Genomic DNA, 22,991 nt, shown 5'->3' on the forward strand with positions numbered 1-22,991 from the left:
CAAATAGTATGAGCTGTATTTCAATTGGTTATTTTTCTGTATTCAAAAGCGAAAACAAAACCGACTGTAAAAATGAAAGCAATAAGCTAAATAACAGAGCCCACCAAATGTTTGAAACAGCAAAACCGCTCACAAACCAATCGGCCATTAGAATTATAATTGCATTAATAATCAATAAGAATAGCCCTAACGTCAATATGGTAACTGGCAGGGTTAAAACAATAAGGATCGGCTTTACGATAAAACGAAGTAAAGCAATAACAATCGCTACAATAATAGCGGAGAGATAGCCCTCAACTGCCACACCAGGAAGAATTTTTGCAAGTACTACAACTGCTACTGCCGTTAATAGGATTTTTAAGAGTGTATTCATCTTTTTTGTTTTTATAAAGATAAAAAAACCGTTTCAGAAAAATCTGAAACGGTTTTTTAAAATAACTAATTTTAAATATCTATACCTACTAGTTGTTAGCTAGTGTTATAGTGGCATAATTTCCTATTTCAACTTTAGGAATTGTTGCATTATATTGAGCATTAATAGCATCTATCATAACATTTGCTGTATAAGCATAGCCTCTAGGTGTTGGGTGAACTCCATCTAATGAAAAAGCACCACCAGTTGCAAAAGCAGAAGTTAAAACCCCTCCGTTATATACAACACCCCCTTGAGCTACTTGCCTTAAGGCTGCTCTAGCATCTACAAAAGCTAAGTTATTCGCGCTAGCAATAGCTTGTATAGTGGCATTATAAGCCGCTGAAGCTGTAGCCACACGAGATTGCTCTACACTTGTTAAAACAAACTCATCACCTAATGGCAATGAAACCCCTACAACATTAGTTGGTATATCAGGGTTTGGCGTAGTACCAAGAATAGAAGAAGCTGGAAGTACTATTAAATCATCATTAGTCGCTTGACGTAGTTGCCCTAACAATTCTGCTGTACCAGCAGGTAAACCTTGTGCAATTAAAATCTGTGTAACATCGGTTAAATCATCATCAGTAATGATTGGGAAATTTTGCCCTGCAGAAAAGCTAATCATTCTAGCGTTTGCTTCTTCTTGTGTAATGATCCCTGCCCCTACTAAAGTAGGTAACACCTGATTATTATATTGTGCAAATTGAGCACTTACAGCACCAGCCGTAGCAGCATCCAATGGAATAGCTTGTGCTGGAACAGTGGTAAAATAAGGAATTGATGTTACATCAGGAATATTAATTAACACCCCTCCCGAAGCACTTGCTGCTAATGCGTCAACCTCTTGGCTATATACAGAAGCAAATACATTAGGGTCGGTTATATCATTAGGACCATAAGTTGTTGGGTCTATATTTCCAGTTTGATCTTCACCAACACCTCCAGAAGTAGCGTAACTTAAAATATCGTTATTACCAATCCATAGTGCGAAAAAGCTTGGGCTTTGAGAAGCAGCATCGGCAATTACAGTTGCGCTACCACTTGTTGCAATACGTGCGTAATATGGATTTGCAGCACCTGATAAAATTCCACCGGCATTACCATAACCTGGAGCAACTAAATGAAAACTTTTAGCACCAGGAATTCCCATATTATTAAAGGGTCCTGTTGGGCCACTTGTAATTTCGGTTGTTGGATTTCCTTCTAAAATTACAGGAGCTCTTTCACCATCTGCACCTACTGAAAGCACCAAACGATTATCTGTTATTTGAGTTCCATTTAAAAGTAAACCTCCTAAATTATCACTCATTAATGGTTGTGTAAAATCACCTCCACCTGCAAACTCAAATTGTCCTGCTAATATATTTGGGTATGAGTTTTGTTGACCTGTAATATACAGCGCATTATCGGCAAAACCGGCCGTTAGCGAGTTACCAACTGCTACAAAATTAGAAAAATTGGCACTTCCGCTATCATAAAACCCTTCTTCATTTACAGGGTTTTCAAATTCTGGTTCACAACTTACAAACCCAATGGCAAGTAAGCCTAAACATATATTTATAGTATTTTTCATTGTTTTCAATTTTTTATCAATTACAGTTTGTAAGACACTCCTAATCCAGGTACAAAGGCGCTAGATTTATACGTTCCCCTAAAAGGAGCTTGAACACCTTGATCAAAGTGATAGTCATAAGAAGCGTCAACTTCTTTAAAGTGTAAGTATAAGAATGAAGCATCTATTTGAAAATGTTCACCAACATTTACAGTAAGACCGGCAGTATAACCGCTACTATCATTTCTTGGAGTTTCTGGCGCAAAATACCCATCACGAACCGGAGTTTCATCAAAGTAATATCCTGCACGAAGCGTAAACATTTTAGTTACATCATATTGTAATCCAAAACGGTAAGAAGATGAATTTTTATAATTACGTAAGTTGTCAGAATCTGGCACCTGTGGGTTTGCAAAATCTATACTTAGCGATTCATATACATCCCAAAAAGCTCGGTTATAATCAAATGCAAAGGTCCATTTTTTACAAAATTCATAACTTAAACCAACTGTTAATTCAGCAGGCATAGGCAAAGACGCATCGAACTGCGTATCTACAAATGGCGTTAATGGTGAATTGGGTACGTTTTGAAAATCTGCATCCCCTTCTTCCGCTTCCAAAATAATTTCGGAACGGTAATTAGCACCAATTCGTAAGTTATCGGTCGGGTTAAACATAAAACCTGCAGTCCACCCCCAATTAGTAACTCCTGAGGCATCAATAGTAACTTCAGAACGGTTTCCTTCTAAATCTGTAAGTGATCTTGTAAGATTTCGATTAAAATTAACCGATCCCGTTACGTAAATTGGACCACCACCTACACTAAATTTATCATTTACTTTTAACGAAACACTAGGCTGAATGAATATTGCTTGTAAATCAATATTGTTTACCAAGTGAGAACCTGCCCAATCATCTTCATATTCAACCGTACTTCCATAAGGAGTATAAACTCCTAAGCCAAAAGCAAGCCAATCTGTTGCTTGATACGAAGCATAAAAATATAGTGGAGTACTTACTGGGTTATCAGTTTCAGCATAGGTTCCAAGAGCTTCATTTTGATAAGCCACTGTAGAAAACACACCGCTAACACCTGCTGATATGCTTAATTTATTTTCTAAATACACTAATCCCGCGGGATTAAAAAATACACTCTCCGCACTGTTTACTACAGCCACACCAGTGTGCCCCATAGCAAGCGCTTTTTGTCCTTGCAAGCTAACACGATAACCGCCGGCATAGGTTACTGCCGTTGCAAGTGCAAATACGGCCAGTAGAACTACTTTCTTCATAATTGATTTGAGTTAAATTAAATTTATTGTCGATATGGATTTTTATCAATTTTTTCAATTTATTATGCATACATAGCAAATTGCCTTTACAATACTATAAAAAATTCATAACATTTTCATAAAATTCTTCAGGATTTTCTGCGTGAAGCCAATGCCCAGCATTTTTTATAGCCTCAATTTTAGCTTTTGGAAAATGCTTGTGTATTATAATTTCATCTATTTGCTGAATATATCCTGAGTTAGCACCGCTTAAAAATAAAGTGTCGCCTTTAAAAATCGCTTCTTTACTTAGTGGCTCGCCTACTTCGTCAATATTTTTAGTAAGTACAGGAAGGTTCATTCGCAATGCTAGCTCTCCTTTATTTTTCCAGTATAAGTTTTTTAACAAAAATTGACGCACCCCTTTTTCTTTCACGTATTCCGATAATTTTTCACTGGCTTGTGAACGACTCTCTATTTCTGAAAAATCTAAAGAAGCTAATCCTTTTAAAATATCTTGATGGTGTTGTGGGTACTGTTTTGGCGCAATATCTGCAACGATAAGTTTTGATACCAATCCTGGATATTCAGTAGCACACTGCATAGCTGTTTTTCCACCCATAGAGTGCCCCAATAAAATAATATTTTCAAGGTTGTGATGACCGCAATAGTTTTTCACGTCTTCTGCCATAACTTTATAACTATGCTCCTTATCGTGAAAACTCCTGCCGTGATTTCGTTGGTCGATAAGATGGACTTGATAACCAGCCTCAGCAAAACGGTTGCCGAGCGTTTTCCAGTTATCGCTCATTCCTAAAAAACCGTGAAGAATTAAGAAAGGACTTCCTTCTCCTACTATTTGTGAATGTAATATTTCCATTATTTCAGTTTTTCTAAATATTGTTTAATTACCGGCTCTAATCCTTGATAAAGAGCTTCACATATTAAAGCGTGACCAATAGAAACTTCTTGTAAATGCGGAACTTGTTCTTTGAAAAATTTAATATTATCTAGGGAAAGATCGTGACCGGCATTAACACCAAGGCCTAACTTATGCGCTAGAGCAGCGCAATCAGCATATGGTTTTACCGCGGTTTTATTTCCGTTTTCAAATGCTTCAGCAAACGCTTCGGTGTATAATTCAATTCTATCGGTGCCGGTTTTTGCAGCCCCTTCAATCATATCTAACGTAGGATCTACAAAAATGGAAGTGCGAATGCCCTTGTTTTTAAATTCTGAAATAATTTCAGCTAAATAATCTTTATGCTTTACAGTATCCCAACCTGCATTTGAGGTGATAGCATCTACCGAATCTGGCACCAACGTTACTTGGGTAGGTTTAATTTGCAGTACCATATCCATAAATTTCTGGATCGGGTTTCCCTCAATATTGTATTCAGTAGTTACTATAGGCTTAAGGTTGTAAGCATCTTGATATCGAATGTGACGCTCATCGGGTCTTGGGTGAATAGTGACTCCTTCTGCTCCAAAAGCCTGAACATCTTTTGCTACTTGTAATACATTAGGCATATTGCCGCCACGAGCATTTCTAAGGGTCGCTATTTTGTTAATATTTACGCTTAATTTTGTCATTTTCTTAGTTTAAGATTAACAAAAATACAAAGGTTCGGGTGGCTTTTCCATTTATATTTTAAGTAATTTGCACTTAAAATAGCTATTTTGGATACATTGAATTACATATTGGACGATGTTTCACCTTTTGATATTTCTTCGAACATAAAAGATATACAAAAGGCTTTCAACAACCTTACTTACACTCATATTCCAGTAAAAAAAGGAGAAACATACATAGGCTGTGTTTCTGAAACCGATGCTCATTGCTTTGAAACCGAGAAAAAACTAAGCGATTATCAATATGCTTTAGAGGGCTTTTTTGTTAGAAAAAACGCTAATTGGCTAGATATACTAGAGGCTTTTGCGCTTCATAACAGTAATATTATGCCTATTTTAAACGAAGAAAACAATTATATAGGATATTATGAATTAGGCGACATTATGAGCCTATTCAACAATACACCTTTTTTAAACGAAGCTGGAGCTATTATTGTAGTTGAAAAAGGAATTAATGATTATTCCTTTAGTGAAATTTGCCAAATTGTAGAGAGCAATGGAACCCGAATTTTTGGAGCCTTTGTTTCAAAGATTGAGAATGACAAAATGCAAGCTACCATTAAAATTGGTCACACTGGTATGAACGAGATTGTGCAAACATTTAGAAGGTACAATTACACGGTGATAAGCAATCATGAAGAAGACAAGTTTTTAAAGGACTTACAAGAACGGTCTGACTATTTAGACAAATATTTAAATATGTAAATTGATGAAAATAGGTATCTACGGTCAATTCTATCATAAAAATTCTGAAACCTACATTCAGTTAATTCTTGATGTGCTGAAAAATAAAAATGTATCTGTTTTTATTGAAGAAAATTTCTTAGACATCATTAATCTGAATAATGAAATTACAAGGAATTTCTCCAACTTTGAAACCTTTACAGAGTTAGATGAATCCTACGACCTTTTTTTTAGTATCGGGGGTGATGGAACCATTTTAAAATCCGTCACGTTTGTGAAAGATCTTGATATTCCCATTGTTGGTATAAATACAGGGCGATTAGGTTTTTTAGCAACAATTCAAAAAGAAGAAATCACTCAAAGTTTATCTCAAATACTCGATGGGGATTATTTAATTTCTGAACGAAGCCTACTCACCATTGCTACCTCTCCAAAAAACACAGAAATAAAACCCACTTTAAACTTTGCCCTAAACGAGATTGCTGTAAACCGAAAAAACACAACTTCCATGATTAAAGTGGAAACCGATGTAAACGGAAAACATCTTACATCGTATTGGTCTGATGGATTAATAGTAGCTACACCAACAGGATCTACGGGTTATTCCTTAAGCTGTGGAGGTCCAGTGATAGAACCAAGTGCAAAAAATATTATCATTACTCCAATTGCTCCACATAATCTTAACGCACGACCGTTGGTTTTACCAGACGACAGTAAACTTACTTTAAAAGTTTCAGGAAGGGAAAAATCATATTTAGTTTCTTTAGATTCACGTATTGCTACATTGGAAAACAACACTACTATTCACATAAGTAAAGCATCTTTCACCATTAAGCTAGTTCAATTAGCCGAGGATAGTTTTATTAAAACGCTCCGAAAAAAATTGTTATGGGGTGAAGACAAACGTAACTAAAACAATAAAAAGCCGTAAACTTTGTTAACTGTCCAAGAGTAATTCGCTAATTATCCAATAAAGCGAAGTTTATTATTATATTTGCAAACTTTTAAGGTATATGAGGTATATCGCGACCATAATTTTAGTAGTAACATCCACATTTTTAGCACATTCACAAACCTATGAAGTAGGTGGAATGATTGGCGGCGCTAATTATATAGGCGATGTGGGACGCACTAATTACATAGCTCCCAACAGTTTGGCTTTTGGCGGTATCTTTAAGTGGAACCGAAGTCCAAGACACTCCTTTAGAGCCTCTATATTAGTCGCTAATATTAAAGGAGATGATGCAGACTCCAGCCAAGAACGGAGACAACAAAGGGGCTTGTCATTTTCAAATACTGTAAGTGAAATTTCAGTAGGAATGGAATATACCTTTTGGGAATTTAATATGTACAGTGGCAAACCCGCTAGCACGCCTTATTTGTATACTGGCCTTACTTATTTTTGGTATGACTCCCTTTATAAAACAAGTGATGATGTTATTACCAGCTATGGCGGAGCATCAAGTGTAGCAATACCTATGGTGGTGGGCTATAAAACAAGTTTGGCAAATAGGTTTGTTCTGGGTTTTGAAATTGGTGCTCGATATACCTTTACAGACGACCTAGACGGTAGTAATCCAGTTAATGACAAAGAAGATTTTCAAAATTTAAAATTCGGTAATACAAATAGTGATGATTGGTATGTTTTTACTGGGATAACATTAACTGTTACCTTTGGCCGAAAACCATGTTATTGTAACTTTTAATCCAATGAGTACAAAACAACAAATAGATATAGACAAACTACCCAAACACTTGGCTGTTATTATGGACGGTAATGGTAGGTGGGCCAAACAAAAAGGATTGTTTCGCTCCATAGGTCATGAAAATGGCACCAAAGCTGTTCGTGAAATTGTTGAAGCCTGTGCTGAATTAAACATACCCTATTTAACTTTATATGCTTTCTCTACTGAAAACTGGAATCGACCTAAACTAGAAGTAGAATTATTGATGAAACTACTAGTTTCTTCTTTAAAAAAAGAAATAAAAACCCTCCAAGACAACAATATTAAACTCAATGCCATTGGCAATCTGGAAGCGCTACCTAAAAAGGCCCAGCGTGAATTAAACGACGTCATTAATATAACCAAGGAAAACTCCAGAATGACCTTAACGCTAGCTCTTAGCTATGGTTCTAGGGAAGAAATTATAAAAACCATCAAAGAGATTAGTCATAAAGTTAAAAATAACCTAATTTCGCCGGAAAATATTGACGAAACGGTTATAAATAATCATCTTTACACGCAAAATTTGCCAGATGTTGATTTATTGATACGAACCAGCGGTGAACAACGTATCAGTAACTTTTTATTATGGCAAATAGCCTATGCCGAATTGTATTTTACAGATACCCTTTGGCCAGATTATAGAAAAAACCATCTTTTTGAAGCAATATTAAATTATCAAAACAGAGAAAGAAGATTTGGAAAGACAAGTGAACAACTTAAATAAAAGCTTATTATTGAAATCCTACAAAAAACTATATTGTATCGTTCTTTTTACAGTAGTTACGGTTTTTTCCCTCTCTGCACAGCAAAGGGATCTGGACAGTGGTAAAAAATATACCATAAACGATATAAAAGTTACAGGAGCGCAAAGCTTTAACGAACAAACCGTAATTGCCTTTACAGGTCTTAAAGTTGGAGATCGTATTTATATTCCTGGCGAAAAACTAAGTGCTGTAACCAAAAAACTTTGGGAGCAGAACCTCTTTAGTGATATTGCTTTTTACGTAACCAATATAGATGGAGAAAAAGCAGATTTAGAGCTTTATATAGTTGAACTTCCCAAGCTAAATGAAGTTACAATAGAAGGTATTCGCAAAGGCAAGAAAAAAGACATTCTTAAAGAAAACAAGCTAGACCCGGGTACTAAAATTACCAAAAACCTTCTTACCACTACTAAAAATAAAATAAGGAATAAATACAAAGAAGATGGGTATCTCAATACTCAGGTAATTATCTCCCAAACCCCTCATATTGATTCTACTGGGCAGGAAATTGCTAAAAATATGACCATTAAAATTGATAAAGGCGAACGTGTAAAAGTTTCCGATATCGAGTTTGAAGGTAATGAGAAGTTTTCAGATGTAAAACTGCGTAGGTCTATGAAAGAAACCAAACAAAAATTCTTTCTAAGATTATTCAAACGTTCAAAATACACCAAAGAAGGGTTTGAAAAGGATAAAGTTTCCATTATAGACAAATACAAAGCAAGCGGATACCGTGATGCGCGAATTATCAGCGACACCTTAATAACCAAAGATGATAATAATGTAGCGCTAAAACTGAAGGTTGAAGAAGGCGATAAGTATTACTTCGGAAATATTCGTTTTATCGGTAATAGTGTCTATACAGATAGTCAATTACGACAGGTATTGGGTATTGGAAAAGGCGAAACTTACAATGGGGTATTACTCCAAGAACGTATAGCCGATGTTGAAGATCCTGAAGCACAGGACCTCACCAACTTATACCAAAACAACGGATATTTATTTTCAAAAATCAACCCGGTTGAAGTAGCCGTACGAAACGACACCATCGATTTTGAAGTTAGAATTCGTGAAGGGAAACTGGCTTATTTTGATCACGTAACCGTAGTAGGGAACGATAAAACCAATGACCATGTAATTTACCGTGAACTTAGAACTCGTCCTGGGCAAAAGTACAGTAAACGAAACGTGGTGCGTACCATTCGTGAATTAGGGCAAATAGGCTATTTTGATGCCGAACAATTAGCTCCTAATTTTAAAAATGTGGACCCTAATAGCGGTACTGTTGACTTAGAATACTCAGTAGTTGAAAAAGGAGCCAGCCAAATAGAATTGCAAGGAGGTTACGGCGGCGGCGGCTTTGTGGGTACACTAGGACTATCGTTTAACAATTTCTCTCTGCGTAACATATTTAATAAAGACGCCTACAAGCCTTTACCTATGGGTGATGGTCAAAAACTTTCGTTACGAGCACAAGCGAGTAGTTTTTACCAAACCTACAGTCTTTCTTTAACTGAGCCTTGGTTGGGAGGTAAAAAACCAGTGCAGTTAAGCACTTCTTTTTCTCATACCATTCAATATTTTTACGACTATACTGATAGAGATGTGGATAAAAGTCGCAGCTTTTTAATTACAGGAGGTTCCATAGGAATTGCGCAGCGATTAAAATGGCCAGATGACTTTTTCCAGTTATCTCAAGCCATCAGTTTTCAGCATTACAACTTACAAAACTATAACACATCATTATTTACGTTTGGTGATGGGTATTCAAACAACTTGGCTTACACAATCGGCCTTAGTCGTAACAACACCGCCACCAACCCTATTTACCCAGTTAGCGGTTCAGAATTTAGTATAACGGCAAAATTAACCCCTCCATACTCTCTTTTTAATGGTGTAGATTATGATGCCTTAGCAAATGAAAGAGCCGATTTATTTGATGTGCCATCAACTAGTTCAGACTTTAGAGCAGCTCAAAACAGAATTGCTGATATTGACCAAGAACGTTTTAAGTTTCTTGAATACTACAAATTAAAGTTTAAAGGAGATTGGTACACAAACCTCATCGATAAGTTAGTATTGAAAAGTAGTACTGAATTTGGTTTCTTAGGAGCTTATAACCAAGAAAGAGGAATCCCTCCATTTGAGCGATTTTTCGTGGGAGGTGATGGTCTAGGATCATTTAGTTTAGATGGTCGTGAAGTAATACAATTACGTGGATATCCTAACCAATCGCTATCCGATCAAGATGGAAATACCATTTTTAATAAATTTTCGTTAGAATTACGCTATCCAGTAACATTAAAGCAAGTTGCTTCTATATTTGTATTAGGTTTTGCTGAAGGTGGAAATTCTTTTAATGGCTTTAGGGATTATAATCCATTTGAGCTTAAGCGATCTGCTGGAGTAGGATTACGTATATTTATGCCGGCATTTGGATTATTGGGGATTGATTTCGGGTATGGATTTGACCCTGTACTAGGGGGCACACAGCCCAATGGATGGGAAACACACTTTATTCTTGGACAACAATTTTAATTTTGGCACGATATTTTCTTAAACAACAACCAAAGATTATGAAAACGAACAAGCTACTTTTTTTAACATTCATTTTATTAAGTTTTGGGTTTGCTGCTCAAGCTCAACGTGGAGCCCGGATTGGGTATATAGACATGGAATATATTCTTGAGAATGTTCCTGAATATAAAGAAGCCTCGACCCAATTAGAAGGAAAAGTACAACGATGGAAAAAAGACATCGAGAAAAAAAGCAAAGAAGTAGAACAAATGAAGCTTAATTTAAGCAATGAACGTGTTCTATTAACAAACGAACTTATTGAAGAGCGAGAAGAAGAAATAAAAATACTAGAAGACGAAATGCTAGATTATCAACAGGATCGTTTTGGTCCTAATGGTGATTTAATGATACAAAGGCGTCAACTAGTGCAACCCATCCAAGATCAGGTTTTCAATATCGTACAAGAAATCGCCGAAAATAAAAAGTACGATTTTATCTTTGACAAATCTGCAGACGTAGTAATGTTGTTTGCAGCTGAGCGAAACGACATAAGCGATGTTGTTTTAAGAAGTATAAACCGGGCAGCTAAAAGAGAAGAAGCTCAGACCAAGCGTGAAGAAAAAGAAATAGAGCGTAAAGAAGAGTTAAGTGCAGAACAAGAAGGTGCTGTTACGGAGAGGGAGCAAGAAATTGAAGACAAAAAGAATGAACGTGAGAAGATGATGGAAGAGCGTAGAAAACAACGTGATTCAATCCGCGATGCTAGAAAAGCTGAAATTGAACAAAGAAGACAGCGCATTCTAGAAGAAAGACAACAAAGAATAGACTCTATCCAAGAAGTAAGGGAACAAAGAATAAAAGAACGCAACCAGGAAAACAATACTGGTGACGAAGAAAATTAAAAAATTACAAATCAATAAATCATAACACTTAAATTTAATACAATGAAACATTTAAAATCAGTAATGGTAGCTTTAGCTATTTTTGTAGGAGCTACAAGTTTTGTAAACGCACAAACTAAGGTTGCACACATAGACACGCAAGCTTTAGTTGAGTCTATGCCCGAAATGAAAGCGGCACAAAGCGAACTTGATAAAATACAGAAAACATACGATACTGAGATTAAGGCAATGGCGAAAGAACTTCAAACGAAAATGACTCAGTACGACCAAGAAGCTGCTACTAAAACCGATGAGGAAAACGAAAAACGTTTTCAAGAAGTACAAGGTATGCAGTCAAATATCCAGTCATACAGACAACAAGCCATGCAAGATCTTCAGAAAAAACAAGAGGATATCTTAAAGCCAGTATTGGAGAAAGCTCGTGCAGCAATTCAAAAAGTAGGCCGTGCTCAAGGATTTCAATACGTAATGGATTCTACAACGGGTAGCGGCATACTATTAGCCGACGGTAAAGACCTTATGATTGATGTTAAAAAAGAATTAGGAATCTAAGTAATACTAATTACTCCTGAAAATTTTTATAAAACTGCCTACATATATTGTAGGCAGTTTTTATTTTTACATATATGAACAAAAACAGTCCCATTGGTATTTTCGATTCTGGCGTTGGCGGTTCTTCTATATGGCAAGAAATTCATCAATTAATGCCTAAGGAAAATACTATTTATTTAGCGGACAGTAAAAATGCTCCCTACGGAAACAAAGCAAAGGACAAAATAGTTTCATTAAGTATAAAAAATACAGAAGCTCTAATAAATATGGGCTGTAAAATAATTGTGGTAGCCTGCAATACTGCAACTACAAATGCTATTGACATATTACGCTCCACATACAATATTCCTATCATTGGCATTGAGCCGGCCATAAAACCCGCTGCGCTACAAACAAAACATAAAAGCATCGGTATCCTAGCAACAAGAGGTACGTTAAGTAGCGCCTTATTTCATAAAACAGCAAAAGAATTCACCAAGGAAATTTCAGTAGTAGAAATTATTGGCGAAGGGTTGGTGCCTTTAATTGAAAATGATGAGTTAGCAACCAATGAAATGGAAACACTATTAAAAAAATACACAGCCCCTATGGTTGCAGCCAATATTGATTATTTGGTTTTGGGGTGTTCACATTACCCCTATCTTATACCACAGTTACAAAAAATATTGCCTAGCCATGTATCGATCATTGATTCTGGCGAAGCGGTTGCCAAACAAACTCAACATGTATTACATCAACAAGGCCTACTTAAAGAAAGTAACAAAGAAGTAACGCTTCAATTTTTTATCAACACTAAAACTGAAACTTTAAAAAGCCTATTAAAAGCATATTCCCAAAAGATAACTGTAGAAACCTTAGACTTTTAATTAATTGCTGGACATTCACAATCATAAGGCTCTTTTCTTTTGATTGGAAAATCATATCCAAGTGTTATTTGGTGAAAGCCACCATTATTAAACTTTATATTTCCAATTTGACATGAATAGAGGTACGCAACTAAGAATTGGTTGTAGTTTACTCCCAAAACTGGTGTGATGTATTGCATCACTTGATTTTCTATAGTTTGCCCGTTTAAATATTCAGTATTTTCAAAGCCGCGACGGTATGATACGCCTCCCCCAGAGCTTCCCGAAGTTCATTTTTCTGTATGCTTTAAAATTTACAACAATTCCTTTTTCACCGGTTCGTTCTTTTAACTGAAACAAAACAGAAGGCTCATAATTCCATAAGTCTGCATTGTTTCCAAAGACATAGGAACCTCCCAATGGATAATTTCGCTGATTGGCAGATTCAAATTCTTCGGTATACAAATCTTTGAAATGTCCGGAAAAATTTAAAAAGTTATAAGAAAGACCAAAATCTATATTAAAATAAGCACTGCTTTGAACAATCCCGATATAACCGGATCAAAATCTGAAATATCAAATTCGATTTCATCTAAACTTGATTAAACAAAACCAGCACTCAACCCAAAGGATAATTGATTTAAGTCTATTTCGGATCTTGAAAATAGCAGATGATGAGCATATGTCAAGTATCCACTTTTTTGCAGATGATATACATTTTTATTATTAAATATAATCGCACCAAGTCCTGATTGCTCTCCAACTCGTGCATTGAAACTTAAAGTTTGTAAATTAGGCGCCTCTTCTTCTCCAAACCATTGCTGCCTTGCAGTTAACCAAAATTTATTAGATGATGCGGCTTAGAAGGGTATATTAAATAATAGTTATCTGAAAAAAAATCTGAATAGACAGGAATACCCTCTTGGCCAAAAACAGTGTGAAATAAAAAGATAAAAAAAAGAAAAGCATAAAATTTCTTCATAAAGGAAAACCCAAAAACCTGAAAAACAATTGTTTATAAATAGTTGTTTTTATAGTGTAAATCGCCAAATATATTAAGTGTATTGATTTTCTTTCCTTAATTTTGCAAAAAAAGATTGTATGTCTAATTACACTATTTCTATAGAACCTACAAATAACGAAAGCATTGTAAAGTTTGTAGCCAATTCATTTTTAACACGTTCCAACAGTTACGAGTTTAAAAATATTGATGATGCAAAGCCAAGTCCTATTGCACAGCAATTATTCTATCTTCCTTTTGTGAAGACTGTTTATATTTCTCAAAACTTTATTGCGATTGAAAAGTATGACATAGTAACTTGGGAAGATGTTCAAGAGGAAGTTTCTGAATCCATTACAGAATATCTAAATAGCGGAAAAGAAGTTATCACCGAAGCTGCTGAAACGCAAAAAAAAGTACCGGTTACCGTATATGCTGAAAGTACACCAAACCCAGCAGCTATGAAATTTGTAGCCAATAAACCATTGGTAGACGGGACGTTTGAGTTTAAAAATATTGATGAAGCCGTCCATGCTCCGTTAGCAAAAGCATTGTTTGCATTTCCTTTTGTAAAAGAAGTGTTTATCAGTGCCAATTATGTATCTGTATTAAAATACAATATGGCTGAATGGCAAGAAATTTCTATGGAAGTGCGCGAATTTATTAGAAAATATATCGAAGAAGGCAAACCTGTGTTAACGGATGAAATTCTTCAGAAAGAGGAAAAAGAAGAAGCAACTTCACAACAATCTATTTCAAATAAAGACCTGAAAGATATTGATAAAGAAATTATTTCTATTCTCGATGAATATATAAAACCCGCTGTCGCTAGTGATGGTGGTAATATTGCGTTCGATTCTTTTAATGAACACACCAAAACCCTTCGCGTAATCTTACAAGGAGCATGTAGTGGTTGCCCTTCCTCTACCGTTACCTTAAAAAATGGTATTGAAACGATGCTAAAAGATATGATGAACGGTCGGGTACAAACTGTTGAAGCTATTAACGGATAAATCTCCACTATACACAAGCCAACTTTTGCCGCTATTATAACAAGGTTTTAACGATTATTTGAGAGTGTAAGCGACTGTAAATACGTATCTTGAGTAATCTAATCTAAAAACTAAAAATTATGGCAGTATTAAAGGTTATAGAAGTGTTAGCAAACTCTGACAATAGTTGGGAAGATGCAACCAGAAAAGCGGTAAAGCACGCCAGCAAAACAGTAAAAAACATTAAATCAGTTTACGTAAACGAACAAAGTTGTACAGTAAACGGAGACGATGTAGCTCAATTTAGGGTGAATGTAAAAATTACTTTTGAAGTAAGTTAAAATACATTTTATAAAAAACAAATGCGCTTTTGGTATAATCAAGAGCGTATTTTCTTTTTTCTGAAACAAACAACTATACGTTTGGAACAAAATAAAAACCAGTTACATACCGAAACTAGCCCCTACTTGCTGCAACATGCGAGCAACCCAGTATATTGGAAAGGGTGGAATAAAGAAACGATTGCATCGGCAAAGTCCGAAAACAAGTTGATGATTGTTAGCATTGGGTATGCCGCTTGCCATTGGTGCCATGTTATGGAGCATGAAAGTTTTGAAGACCTAGCTGTGGCCAATGTAATGAACAAAGATTACATTTCGGTTAAAGTAGATAGAGAAGAACGCCCCGATATTGACCAAATATACATAAACGCAGTACAATTAATGACTGGTGGCGCTGGATGGCCTCTGAATGTGGTTACCCTACCTGATGGACGACCAGTATGGGGCGGAACCTATTTTAAAAAAGAACAATGGATTGAAGCGTTGCAGCAAATACAACAGGTATATAAGGAATCTCCGGAAAAATTGGAAGAGTACGCGAAAAGGTTAGAGGAGGGCGTAAAAAGTATGGATCTAATTCAGTTGAATACTGAAGAAACAGATTTTTCAAATTTTGATACTAACTCCTTAATTGATAAATGGAGTCGAAATTTCGATCATCGTTTTGGCGGTTACAAACAGGCGCCAAAGTTTATGATGCCTAACAATTATCTATTTCTATTACGATATGCTGTTCAAAATAACAATGAATCATTACTGCAATATGTAGAAAAAACTTTAACCCAGATGGCGTATGGCGGAATTTACGATGCTATGGGCGGTGGTTTTTCACGCTACAGTGTGGACCAAAAATGGCACGTACCACATTTCGAAAAAATGCTATACGACAATGCACAACTGGTAAGTTTGTATAGTAAAGCATATGCCCAATTTAAAAATTCATTGTATAAAGAAGTTGTTGAAGAAACATTGCAATTTATTTCAGAAACCTTTACTAATGACGAAGGCGCTTTTTATTCATCTTTGGATGCAGATAGTGAAACCACATCTGGACAATTGAAGGAAGGAGCTTACTATATCTATTCAGAAAAAGAGTTACAGCAACTTTTAAAAGAAGATTTTGAAATTTTTAAAGCATATTATAATGTAAATGACTTCGGAATATGGGAGGAGGGAAATTATGTGTTGATTCGCGATAAAAGTAATGCCAAAATTGCTGAAACATTTTCAATTTCAGTAGAAACACTTCAGAAAAAAAAGAAAGCCTGGAAACAAATATTACTCACCTACCGGAATAAACGGCCAAAACCACGTCTAGATGATAAAACACTAACTTCTTGGAACGGAATGATGCTAAAGGGCTATGTAGATGCGTATAAAGTATTTCAGAAAAAAGAATATTTAGACATTGCCTTAAAAAATGCTCATTTTATAAGGGAAAAGCAACTGCAAGAAGACGGCGCATTGTTTCATAACTATAAAAACGGAAAGAGCACTATTAATGGCTATTTAGAAGATTATGCTGCGGTAATTGAGGCTTTTATCGCTTTACATCAAATTACTTTAGATGAAAGCTGGTTACATATTTCGAAGAAGCTAACAGAGTATACCTTCCAGTATTTTTACGATAATGAGAAGCAGATGTTTTACTTTACTTCATCAAAAGATGATAAATTAATGACACGCTTGTTTGAATATCGAGACAATGTAATCCCTGCTTCAAATTCCATTATGGCTAAAAACCTGTTTAAATTATCTCGATACTATAATGACGAACGATATGCTAAAACAGCAAAGCAAATGTTAAACAATGTTTTGAAAGAGTTATCATCATACCCAATAGGGTTTTCCAATTGGTTAGATTTGCTTACCAACTACCAATCAAACTTTTATGAAACAGTTATTATAGGCGATAAAGCACTAGAAAAAATAAAAGAAATAAGTAAAAACTATCTGCCTAATATGCTACTTGCTGGCAGTACAAGAGAATCAAATTTGTTTTTATTGCAAAACAGGTTTGTAAAAGATGAAACATTGATATACGTTTGCATTGACAACACGTGTAAATTACCTGTTTCAGAAATAAAAAAAGCTATTAAAACAATTAAAAAAAATTAGAATTACATGGACAAACTAAATGATTGGCAAACATACGCTGAAGAATACGGAGAAAAATTAATTGATTTTCTACCTACATTAATTGGAGCAATCGTAATGTTGATTGTGGGCCTATGGGTTATTAAAATCATCAACAGATTTGTACGTAAGTTCTTTGACAAAAAGGAGTACGATGTCACATTAGAAAATTTTATAGCGAGCTTAATAAGTTGGGGATTAAAAATTCTACTTTTTGTGTTAGTCATAACTCAATTAGGCGTTGAATCTGCATCGCTAGTTGCTGTTATTGGTGCCGCAGGGTTGGCAATTGGCCTAGCCTTACAAGGTTCACTTGCAAATTTTGCTGGAGGAGTCTTAATTTTATTGATAAAACCTTTTCGTGTGGGCGATTGGATTTCAGCTCAAGGCGTAGAAGGTAGCGTAAAAGAGATTTCTATTTTCAATACGCGTATTCTAACTTTTGGTAATCAAGAAGCCATTGTACCTAATGGAAAATTATCTAATGATAACATTATCAACTATTCCTCACAAGGAATTAGGAAAGCAGCTTTAACTTTTGGCATAGGTTATGATGATAACATAAAGGAAGCCAAAGAGATATTACTCAATCTTGTTAATGAACAAGAGACTGTTATGCAAGATGAAGATAAAAAACCAATGATTGTCGTGGGTGATTTAGGTGATAGTTCAGTTAACCTCTCTTTGCGTTATTGGGCGAAGAATGAGGATTTTTGGGGTATAAAATGGCATACTCTTGAAGAAGGAAAAGCACGGTTAGAAGCTGCCGGAATAAGCATACCTTTCCCTCAAAGAGATATACATCATTATAATTTAAATCCTGTGCAAATAGCAAAAAAAGATAATAAATAGTATATTTAAATTAATTAAAACACTTATTATGAAAAATTATATATTACCATTAGTATTTTTAATTATTACTATTGGGGGGGCGGCACAAGACCAAGGTCTCTATGATCTTCAAAACAAAAAAATAAATGCAGAACAACGTTATGAGTCTTTTAATATTTCAAAAGAAGAGTTTGAAAGTATGGAAGGTTCTCCTTATGCAAATGAAAATTTTATAAAAGGAAACATATATAAAGGAAAAGAATTATCCAACAAAAATATTCTGTTACGCTATAATGCATTTGCCGACGAGATTGAAATAAAAAAACATGAACAATCTGAAACATATAATGCACTCATTAAAAATCCAGATGTATATGTTAAAATATTTCAAGATGTTTACGTATTTGTTCCTTATAATGGCTCTAATGAGAAAGGGGGCTATTTTAATATCGTGACTGAAGGAGCTCAATTTGATCTTTACAAAAAAACAACAGTTACTTACAAAGAACCTTATTTCGCCGAAACTTCTTACCAAAGTGATAGACCTGCAGCATGGGTAAAAACAAAAATCTATTATCTAGTAGGTAAAGATGGTTCTTTTTATGAGCTTCCTACTAGAAGGTCTAAGGTACTGGATGTGATGAGCAAAAAGAAAAAAGAAGTTAAAAGATATATAAAAGAGCAAAATATTGATCTTGATGAAGAACAAGATTTAGCAAAGCTAGTTACTTACTTTAATTCAATATTATAAACTCAGCCTATTTTCTCAACTAAGCGGTATTTTTCATTAAGTACCGCTTTGTTTTTTGCTTTTATATTAACAGTTGAATCTAAGTGAAGCACACAAATTTAAAGTTCAACACCCCATTAAAGCCTTATTTAATTGTTTCTCTAAGTTTAACTTTATTACTGAAGCTATTTAAAGTATCGGGGTAAAAGTGGGGCTTTTGAGCAAATAAAATAGTATCTAATTACAGAAAGGAATTGTAAAAAGGAACCCCTCATTTTAGATGCATAATCCGCAATATTTTAACTCAAATTATAGATAAACACCTAAATAAGATAATAATTCGTATATTTATAATGATTCAAAATATTAATCATGAAAAAACATCTACTAATAACTTGCTTGATTAGCTGTACATTTCTTTTCGCTCAAGAACCTGTCGGCGGCTATGAAAATGCTTTGCAAAAACTCCAAAGTACAAAGATAAATGTTGAACAACTCTATACCTCTTTTAATGTATCTAAAGAAGAGTTTGAAAGCATGGAAGGCTCTCCTTATGCAAATGAAACTTTTCTAAAGGGTAATATTTATCAAGGAAAAGAGTTGGCAACCAAAAACGTTTTATTACGCTATAATGCTCTTGCTGATGAGATAGAGATATCAAAAAGCAAAGAATCTAAAGAGTATAACGCACTTATTAAAGACCCAAATATATATGTTAAGATATTTCAAGACATATATGTTTTTGTGCCCTATAATGGTTCAAAAGAAAAAGGAGGCTATTTTAATGTTGTGACCGAAGGAAATCAATTTGATCTTTATAAAAAAACCACAGTCACATACAAAGAACCTTACTTTGCTGAAACCTCATACCAAAAAGATAGACCTGCTAAATGGGAAAATACTATAATTTATTATTTAGTAGGAAAAGACGGTTCTTTTTATGAGCTTCCCACTAAAAGACCTAAGGTACTGGATGTAATGAATAAAAAGAAAAAAGAGGTTAAAAAATATATTAAAGAGCAAAATATAGATCTTGATGAAGAACAAGATTTATCAAAACTTGTTACTTATTTCAACTCAATACTATAACTTTAACTCTTATTCGATACAAAAAGCGGTACCATAAATTGGATACCGCTTTTTTGTATACATTTATTTTAACGGTTTTAGAATTACCCTGTAATAAAATCCTTTAAATAATAAGGCTCAAAATAAGCAACATCTTCAAAGTCAGTTGTCTTAAACTTTTTTTCAGAAAGAGGAGCCATTTGCTTTGCTGAAGGAAGTTTGTCTGTAATAAAAATCGTGTTTGGATGTTTACAAAGAGGTTCAAATTTTGAAACCCCATCACCAATAAAAATTGTTTTCTTCTTATTTATATACTCCAAGAACGAGTCTTCTGTTACAATTTCAGCTTTAGTTTTTCTAATTCTTTCTTCTGAAGAAAATACTGCTGAGTATACTTCCATTCGTCGTGCATCTAGTAGCGGAATAACAAATGTGTCTTCTTCTTTAACCTGAAGCGAGAGCGATTGTAAAGTAGAAATTGAAATTAAAGGTATTTCTAAGGCGTAACAAAGCCCTTTAGCCGCCGAAACACCTATTCGTAATCCAGTATAAGATCCTGGTCCTTTACTTACCGCTATAGCATCTAAATTACTCTTAGAGACATTTCCGAACGCTAGCACTTCTTCTATATATCCATGTAGTTTTTCTGCATGAGAATATCCTTTTTGCTCCCCATTAGGGTTATCTTCCTTAAAAGCAGCAACGCTTCCGTTTACCGAAAGCGCTACTGAACAATTAGTTGTTGCTGTTTCTATACACAGAATAGTAGCCATATGCTATTTTTCAGTATTTTCTTCTTCTTTAGATACTTCAATTTTATCACCATTACCCAACGATCGAGTAACAGTTGTGTAAGGACCAGTTATTACCGTTTCCCCTTCTTCAAGGCCTTTGGTAATCTCAATATTACTATCATCTTGTATTCCGGTTGAAATTACTCTAAGCCTAGCCTCGTCTCCGTCCTTAACAAATACACATTCAAACCGTTGGTCGGTATCTGAAGTTGCTTCTTTTGCCTTAAACTTTTTAGTTGACGAAGTGTCGCTTTTTATAACAATGGCGCTAATAGGCACACCTATTACATTGCTTTTCTTATTGGTTAAAATATCAACAGTTGCAGTCATTCCAGGTCGGAAAGGCGAATAACTTTCAGGCTTTCCTTCGGTTAAATCTGTATAGGAACTTGGTAAGATACGCACTTTCACTTTAAAATTGGTTACCTGATCTGCGGTTAAGGCGGTCTCGGGTGAATTGGCTATTTCAGTAACCACACCTTTAAACTCTCGTTTTAAATAAGCATCTACCTCTACAATGGTTGAATCGTCTACAGAGACTTTTACAATATCGTTTTCATTAACATCTACTTCAACCTCCATATTACTAAGGTTAGCTACACGCATAATCTCAGTACCAGCCATTTGTGCCGTACCCACAACACGTTCTCCCAACTCGGCGCTTAGTTTTGAAATAGTACCGCTCATTGGCGCATAAATCGAGGTACGAGATAAATTATCTCTAGATTGTTTTACACTTGCAGCAGCACTTTGCACACTGTAATAGGCCGCTTGTTTGTTAGCTTGTGCAACTTCGTAATCTGCAACTGAACGATCCCACTCTGATTTTGAAATTACACCTTTTTCGAAAAGAGTTTTGTTTCGGTTATAGGTGGCTTCCGCATTTTTCAGATTTGCTTCAGATTGTGACAGCTGCGCTCGAACGTTTTGCAATCCTGCTTGCGATTGGCTTAGGGCAGACTGAATTAAATCGGGATTAATTTTCACCAATAAATCTCCTTTTTCTACTTGTTGACCTTCTTTTACAGGAAGTTCTATGATTTCTCCAGAAACTTCAGAAGATAAACTCACTTCTACTTCTGGCTGTATTTTACCAGTAGCTGCAACGGTTTCAGCAATATCGATGGGTTCAACTTTAGTAATTTCAACTTGTTTAAAATTGCCTGATTTACCAAACCAACCTGCTTTTTTACCTACTAGAAGTAAAATAATTAGCAGCACAGCAATAGCAACAATCCAAATGATGGTTTTTTTCTTCATAGTTAGAATTTTAATTCAGTAGCTGAAACTCCAAAATACAATTCCAATACTTTTAATTTAAAAATATAATCATATTTGGTTCGGTTCACTTCAATACTGGCATTATCGTACCGAAGTTTAGATTGACTAAAATCGAAAGCATTCGTTAAGCCAACATCATATCTATCTTTTGCATAATCGTATGCCAATTCTTGAGATTCTAATGCCACCAAAGAAGCCTCATAAGCTTTAAGAGCTCCTTTAGCATCTACATATGCCTGATAGACATTAGACTCTAAATCTAATTTAGCTTGCTCCAGTTGATATCTATTACGTTCTAGGTTAATTTTACCTCTGTTTACACTGCCTCTTGTTGAAAACCCGTTTAAAATAGGTACGTTTAGCTGCAACCCATATCCTAGACCATCGTTTTGGTATAATTGGTCTGTAAAAGATCGGTTTAGAAAATCATTATCTGCATACCGTGTATTATATCCGAAAAAGGCCGAAAGCGTTGGATAATAAGCACCACGTGCTAGTTGTAAATCTTTCTCTGCCAACTCTACATTTTTCTGAGCTATTTTAACTTCATTTCGGTTTTCTTCAGCAGCATTGATTACCTCTTGTACCGGTTTTTCAATAATTTCGTCTCCCACGATATTATATCCTTCATCGGCAATATCAAACGTTGCGTAATCTTTAATTAAAAGCAATTGTGCCAAATTTATCAATGAAATGGTCACAATATTTTCAGTTTCGGCTATTCGTTGCTTTTCACCTGCATCTGTAGCTTGTATTTCTAAAAGATCACCTCTTGGCAGCGTTCCGGCATCTACTAAGTTATTAGTACGCTCTATTTGCTGTAAAGTAACTTCATTTTGAGCTTTTGCCACTTCTAGGTTGGCCTTATTAAGCAACACTTGTAAATAAGCATTTGCCACGGCTAAGGAAATATCGTCTTTCATTTTGTCTAAACGATACTGGCTTGCTAATTTAGAA

Annotated in this window: 22 protein-coding genes and 1 pseudogene; 14 read left to right on the forward strand and 9 right to left on the reverse strand. The window is 35.1% G+C overall.

What is annotated here, in order from left to right; all coding sequences use genetic code 11:
• Window positions 1–28: 28 nt before the first annotated feature.
• The 5 genes from AACZ92_RS10460 to AACZ92_RS10480 form a co-directional block, all read right to left on the reverse strand.
• Window positions 29–373, reverse strand: a complete 345-nt coding sequence (locus AACZ92_RS10460; RefSeq protein WP_339700835.1) for a phage holin family protein — start codon at window positions 371–373, stop codon at window positions 29–31.
• 88 nt (window positions 374–461) lie between these two features.
• Complete coding sequence (locus tag AACZ92_RS10465) at window positions 462–1,988, reverse strand: G-D-S-L family lipolytic protein (protein WP_339700838.1); 1,527 nt, start codon at window positions 1,986–1,988, stop codon at window positions 462–464.
• Between the two features lie 20 nt (window positions 1,989–2,008).
• Entirely contained in the window at window positions 2,009–3,259 is a 1,251-nt protein-coding gene (locus AACZ92_RS10470) for an outer membrane protein transport protein (RefSeq protein WP_339700841.1), read from the reverse strand.
• A gap of 94 nt (window positions 3,260–3,353) precedes the next feature.
• A complete protein-coding gene (locus tag AACZ92_RS10475) occupies window positions 3,354–4,118 on the reverse strand; it encodes an alpha/beta fold hydrolase (RefSeq protein WP_339700844.1) in 765 nt (254 codons plus the stop codon).
• Window positions 4,118–4,831: a pyridoxine 5'-phosphate synthase gene (locus AACZ92_RS10480; RefSeq protein ID WP_339700847.1), complete on the reverse strand. Its 714-nt coding sequence runs from the start codon at window positions 4,829–4,831 to the stop codon at window positions 4,118–4,120. The genes AACZ92_RS10475 and AACZ92_RS10480 overlap by 1 nt, the downstream gene beginning before the upstream one ends.
• Before the next feature lie 87 nt (window positions 4,832–4,918).
• Between AACZ92_RS10480 and AACZ92_RS10485 the strand changes: the two genes are divergently transcribed.
• From AACZ92_RS10485 to murI, 8 genes are all read left to right on the forward strand, one after another.
• A complete protein-coding gene (locus AACZ92_RS10485) occupies window positions 4,919–5,575 on the forward strand; it encodes an acetoin utilization protein acuB (protein WP_339700849.1) in 657 nt (218 codons plus the stop codon).
• Window positions 5,576–5,579: 4 nt separating this feature from the next.
• Window positions 5,580–6,467: an NAD kinase gene (locus AACZ92_RS10490; protein ID WP_117158694.1), complete on the forward strand. Its 888-nt coding sequence runs from the start codon at window positions 5,580–5,582 to the stop codon at window positions 6,465–6,467.
• Between the two features lie 100 nt (window positions 6,468–6,567).
• Entirely contained in the window at window positions 6,568–7,260 is a 693-nt protein-coding gene (locus AACZ92_RS10495) for a DUF6089 family protein (RefSeq protein WP_339700851.1), read from the forward strand.
• A 4-nt stretch (window positions 7,261–7,264) separates the two neighbouring features.
• Entirely contained in the window at window positions 7,265–8,005 is a 741-nt protein-coding gene (locus AACZ92_RS10500; protein WP_339700854.1) for an isoprenyl transferase, read from the forward strand.
• Between the two features lie 10 nt (window positions 8,006–8,015).
• Window positions 8,016–10,583, forward strand: coding sequence for an outer membrane protein assembly factor BamA (gene bamA, locus AACZ92_RS10505; RefSeq protein ID WP_339700857.1), 2,568 nt, complete (start codon window positions 8,016–8,018; stop codon window positions 10,581–10,583).
• Window positions 10,584–10,621: 38 nt separating this feature from the next.
• The gene (locus AACZ92_RS10510; RefSeq protein WP_339700860.1) at window positions 10,622–11,464 is read left to right on the forward strand and encodes an OmpH family outer membrane protein; all 843 of its coding nucleotides are present in this window, start codon (window positions 10,622–10,624) and stop codon (window positions 11,462–11,464) included.
• 42 nt (window positions 11,465–11,506) lie between these two features.
• Window positions 11,507–12,016, forward strand: coding sequence for an OmpH family outer membrane protein (locus tag AACZ92_RS10515; RefSeq protein ID WP_339700863.1), 510 nt, complete (start codon window positions 11,507–11,509; stop codon window positions 12,014–12,016).
• 74 nt (window positions 12,017–12,090) lie between these two features.
• Window positions 12,091–12,882 carry a glutamate racemase gene (gene murI / locus AACZ92_RS10520; RefSeq protein ID WP_339700866.1) on the forward strand — a complete coding sequence of 264 codons (792 nt, stop codon included), beginning with the start codon at window positions 12,091–12,093 and terminating at the stop codon, window positions 12,880–12,882.
• On the opposite strand, the pseudogene AACZ92_RS10525 reads toward murI, so the two are convergent.
• Window positions 12,879–13,843 (reverse strand): annotated as a pseudogene (locus AACZ92_RS10525) (type IX secretion system membrane protein PorP/SprF). The gene murI and the pseudogene AACZ92_RS10525 sit on opposite strands and share 4 nt — an antisense overlap.
• 119 nt (window positions 13,844–13,962) lie before the next feature.
• Here AACZ92_RS10525 and AACZ92_RS10530 point away from each other — a divergent pair.
• The 6 genes from AACZ92_RS10530 (at window position 13,963) to AACZ92_RS10555 (ending at window position 19,980) form a co-directional block, all read left to right on the forward strand.
• Window positions 13,963–14,874: a NifU N-terminal domain-containing protein gene (locus AACZ92_RS10530; RefSeq protein WP_339700869.1), complete on the forward strand. Its 912-nt coding sequence runs from the start codon at window positions 13,963–13,965 to the stop codon at window positions 14,872–14,874.
• A gap of 119 nt (window positions 14,875–14,993) precedes the next feature.
• Window positions 14,994–15,194: a dodecin family protein gene (locus AACZ92_RS10535; RefSeq protein WP_339700872.1), complete on the forward strand. Its 201-nt coding sequence runs from the start codon at window positions 14,994–14,996 to the stop codon at window positions 15,192–15,194.
• 21 nt (window positions 15,195–15,215) lie between these two features.
• Window positions 15,216–17,312 carry a thioredoxin domain-containing protein gene (locus tag AACZ92_RS10540; protein WP_339700875.1) on the forward strand — a complete coding sequence of 699 codons (2,097 nt, stop codon included), beginning with the start codon at window positions 15,216–15,218 and terminating at the stop codon, window positions 17,310–17,312.
• A gap of 6 nt (window positions 17,313–17,318) precedes the next feature.
• The gene (locus tag AACZ92_RS10545; protein WP_339700878.1) at window positions 17,319–18,182 is read left to right on the forward strand and encodes a mechanosensitive ion channel domain-containing protein; all 864 of its coding nucleotides are present in this window, start codon (window positions 17,319–17,321) and stop codon (window positions 18,180–18,182) included.
• A 28-nt stretch (window positions 18,183–18,210) separates the two neighbouring features.
• Window positions 18,211–18,912, forward strand: coding sequence for a hypothetical protein (locus AACZ92_RS10550; RefSeq protein WP_339700881.1), 702 nt, complete (start codon window positions 18,211–18,213; stop codon window positions 18,910–18,912).
• Between the two features lie 351 nt (window positions 18,913–19,263).
• A complete protein-coding gene (locus AACZ92_RS10555) occupies window positions 19,264–19,980 on the forward strand; it encodes a hypothetical protein (RefSeq protein WP_339700884.1) in 717 nt (238 codons plus the stop codon).
• Between the two features lie 83 nt (window positions 19,981–20,063).
• On the opposite strand, the gene tsaB is transcribed toward AACZ92_RS10555, so the two are convergent.
• The 3 genes from tsaB to AACZ92_RS10570 all read right to left on the reverse strand — a co-directional run.
• Window positions 20,064–20,732 (reverse strand): tRNA (adenosine(37)-N6)-threonylcarbamoyltransferase complex dimerization subunit type 1 TsaB, encoded by a 669-nt coding sequence (gene tsaB / locus AACZ92_RS10560; RefSeq protein WP_339700887.1) that lies wholly within the window; start codon window positions 20,730–20,732, stop codon window positions 20,064–20,066.
• A 3-nt stretch (window positions 20,733–20,735) separates the two neighbouring features.
• Entirely contained in the window at window positions 20,736–22,013 is a 1,278-nt protein-coding gene (locus AACZ92_RS10565; RefSeq protein ID WP_339700890.1) for an efflux RND transporter periplasmic adaptor subunit, read from the reverse strand.
• Window positions 22,014–22,015: 2 nt separating this feature from the next.
• Window positions 22,016–22,991 (reverse strand): TolC family protein (locus AACZ92_RS10570; protein ID WP_339700893.1); only part of this gene is annotated, 976 nt, incomplete at its 5' end.

The sequence above is a fragment of the uncultured Marixanthomonas sp. genome (assembly GCF_963974425.1).
Lineage (GTDB): Bacteria > Bacteroidota > Bacteroidia > Flavobacteriales > Flavobacteriaceae > Marixanthomonas.

Excerpts from the sequence above, each read along its gene's own strand:
- AACZ92_RS10530 (WP_339700869.1), top strand. The coding sequence starts at position 13,963 with ATGTCTAATTACACTATTTCTATAGAACCTACAAATAACGAAAGCATT.
- AACZ92_RS10540 (WP_339700875.1), top strand. The coding sequence starts at position 15,216 with ATGCGCTTTTGGTATAATCAAGAGCGTATTTTCTTTTTTCTGAAACAA.
- AACZ92_RS10490 (WP_117158694.1), top strand. The coding sequence starts at position 5,580 with ATGAAAATAGGTATCTACGGTCAATTCTATCATAAAAATTCTGAAACC.
- AACZ92_RS10460 (WP_339700835.1), bottom strand. The coding sequence starts at position 373 with ATGAATACACTCTTAAAAATCCTATTAACGGCAGTAGCAGTTGTAGTA.
- AACZ92_RS10495 (WP_339700851.1), top strand. The coding sequence starts at position 6,568 with ATGAGGTATATCGCGACCATAATTTTAGTAGTAACATCCACATTTTTA.
- AACZ92_RS10470 (WP_339700841.1), bottom strand. The coding sequence starts at position 3,259 with ATGAAGAAAGTAGTTCTACTGGCCGTATTTGCACTTGCAACGGCAGTA.
- AACZ92_RS10555 (WP_339700884.1), top strand. The coding sequence starts at position 19,264 with ATGAAAAAACATCTACTAATAACTTGCTTGATTAGCTGTACATTTCTT.
- AACZ92_RS10550 (WP_339700881.1), top strand. The coding sequence starts at position 18,211 with ATGAAAAATTATATATTACCATTAGTATTTTTAATTATTACTATTGGG.
- AACZ92_RS10510 (WP_339700860.1), top strand. The coding sequence starts at position 10,622 with ATGAAAACGAACAAGCTACTTTTTTTAACATTCATTTTATTAAGTTTT.
- AACZ92_RS10515 (WP_339700863.1), top strand. The coding sequence starts at position 11,507 with ATGAAACATTTAAAATCAGTAATGGTAGCTTTAGCTATTTTTGTAGGA.
- AACZ92_RS10480 (WP_339700847.1), bottom strand. The coding sequence starts at position 4,831 with ATGACAAAATTAAGCGTAAATATTAACAAAATAGCGACCCTTAGAAAT.
- AACZ92_RS10500 (WP_339700854.1), top strand. The coding sequence starts at position 7,265 with ATGAGTACAAAACAACAAATAGATATAGACAAACTACCCAAACACTTG.
- AACZ92_RS10465 (WP_339700838.1), bottom strand. The coding sequence starts at position 1,988 with ATGAAAAATACTATAAATATATGTTTAGGCTTACTTGCCATTGGGTTT.
- AACZ92_RS10535 (WP_339700872.1), top strand. The coding sequence starts at position 14,994 with ATGGCAGTATTAAAGGTTATAGAAGTGTTAGCAAACTCTGACAATAGT.
- murI (WP_339700866.1), top strand. The coding sequence starts at position 12,091 with ATGAACAAAAACAGTCCCATTGGTATTTTCGATTCTGGCGTTGGCGGT.
- AACZ92_RS10565 (WP_339700890.1), bottom strand. The coding sequence starts at position 22,013 with ATGAAGAAAAAAACCATCATTTGGATTGTTGCTATTGCTGTGCTGCTA.
- AACZ92_RS10545 (WP_339700878.1), top strand. The coding sequence starts at position 17,319 with ATGGACAAACTAAATGATTGGCAAACATACGCTGAAGAATACGGAGAA.
- tsaB (WP_339700887.1), bottom strand. The coding sequence starts at position 20,732 with ATGGCTACTATTCTGTGTATAGAAACAGCAACAACTAATTGTTCAGTA.
- AACZ92_RS10475 (WP_339700844.1), bottom strand. The coding sequence starts at position 4,118 with ATGGAAATATTACATTCACAAATAGTAGGAGAAGGAAGTCCTTTCTTA.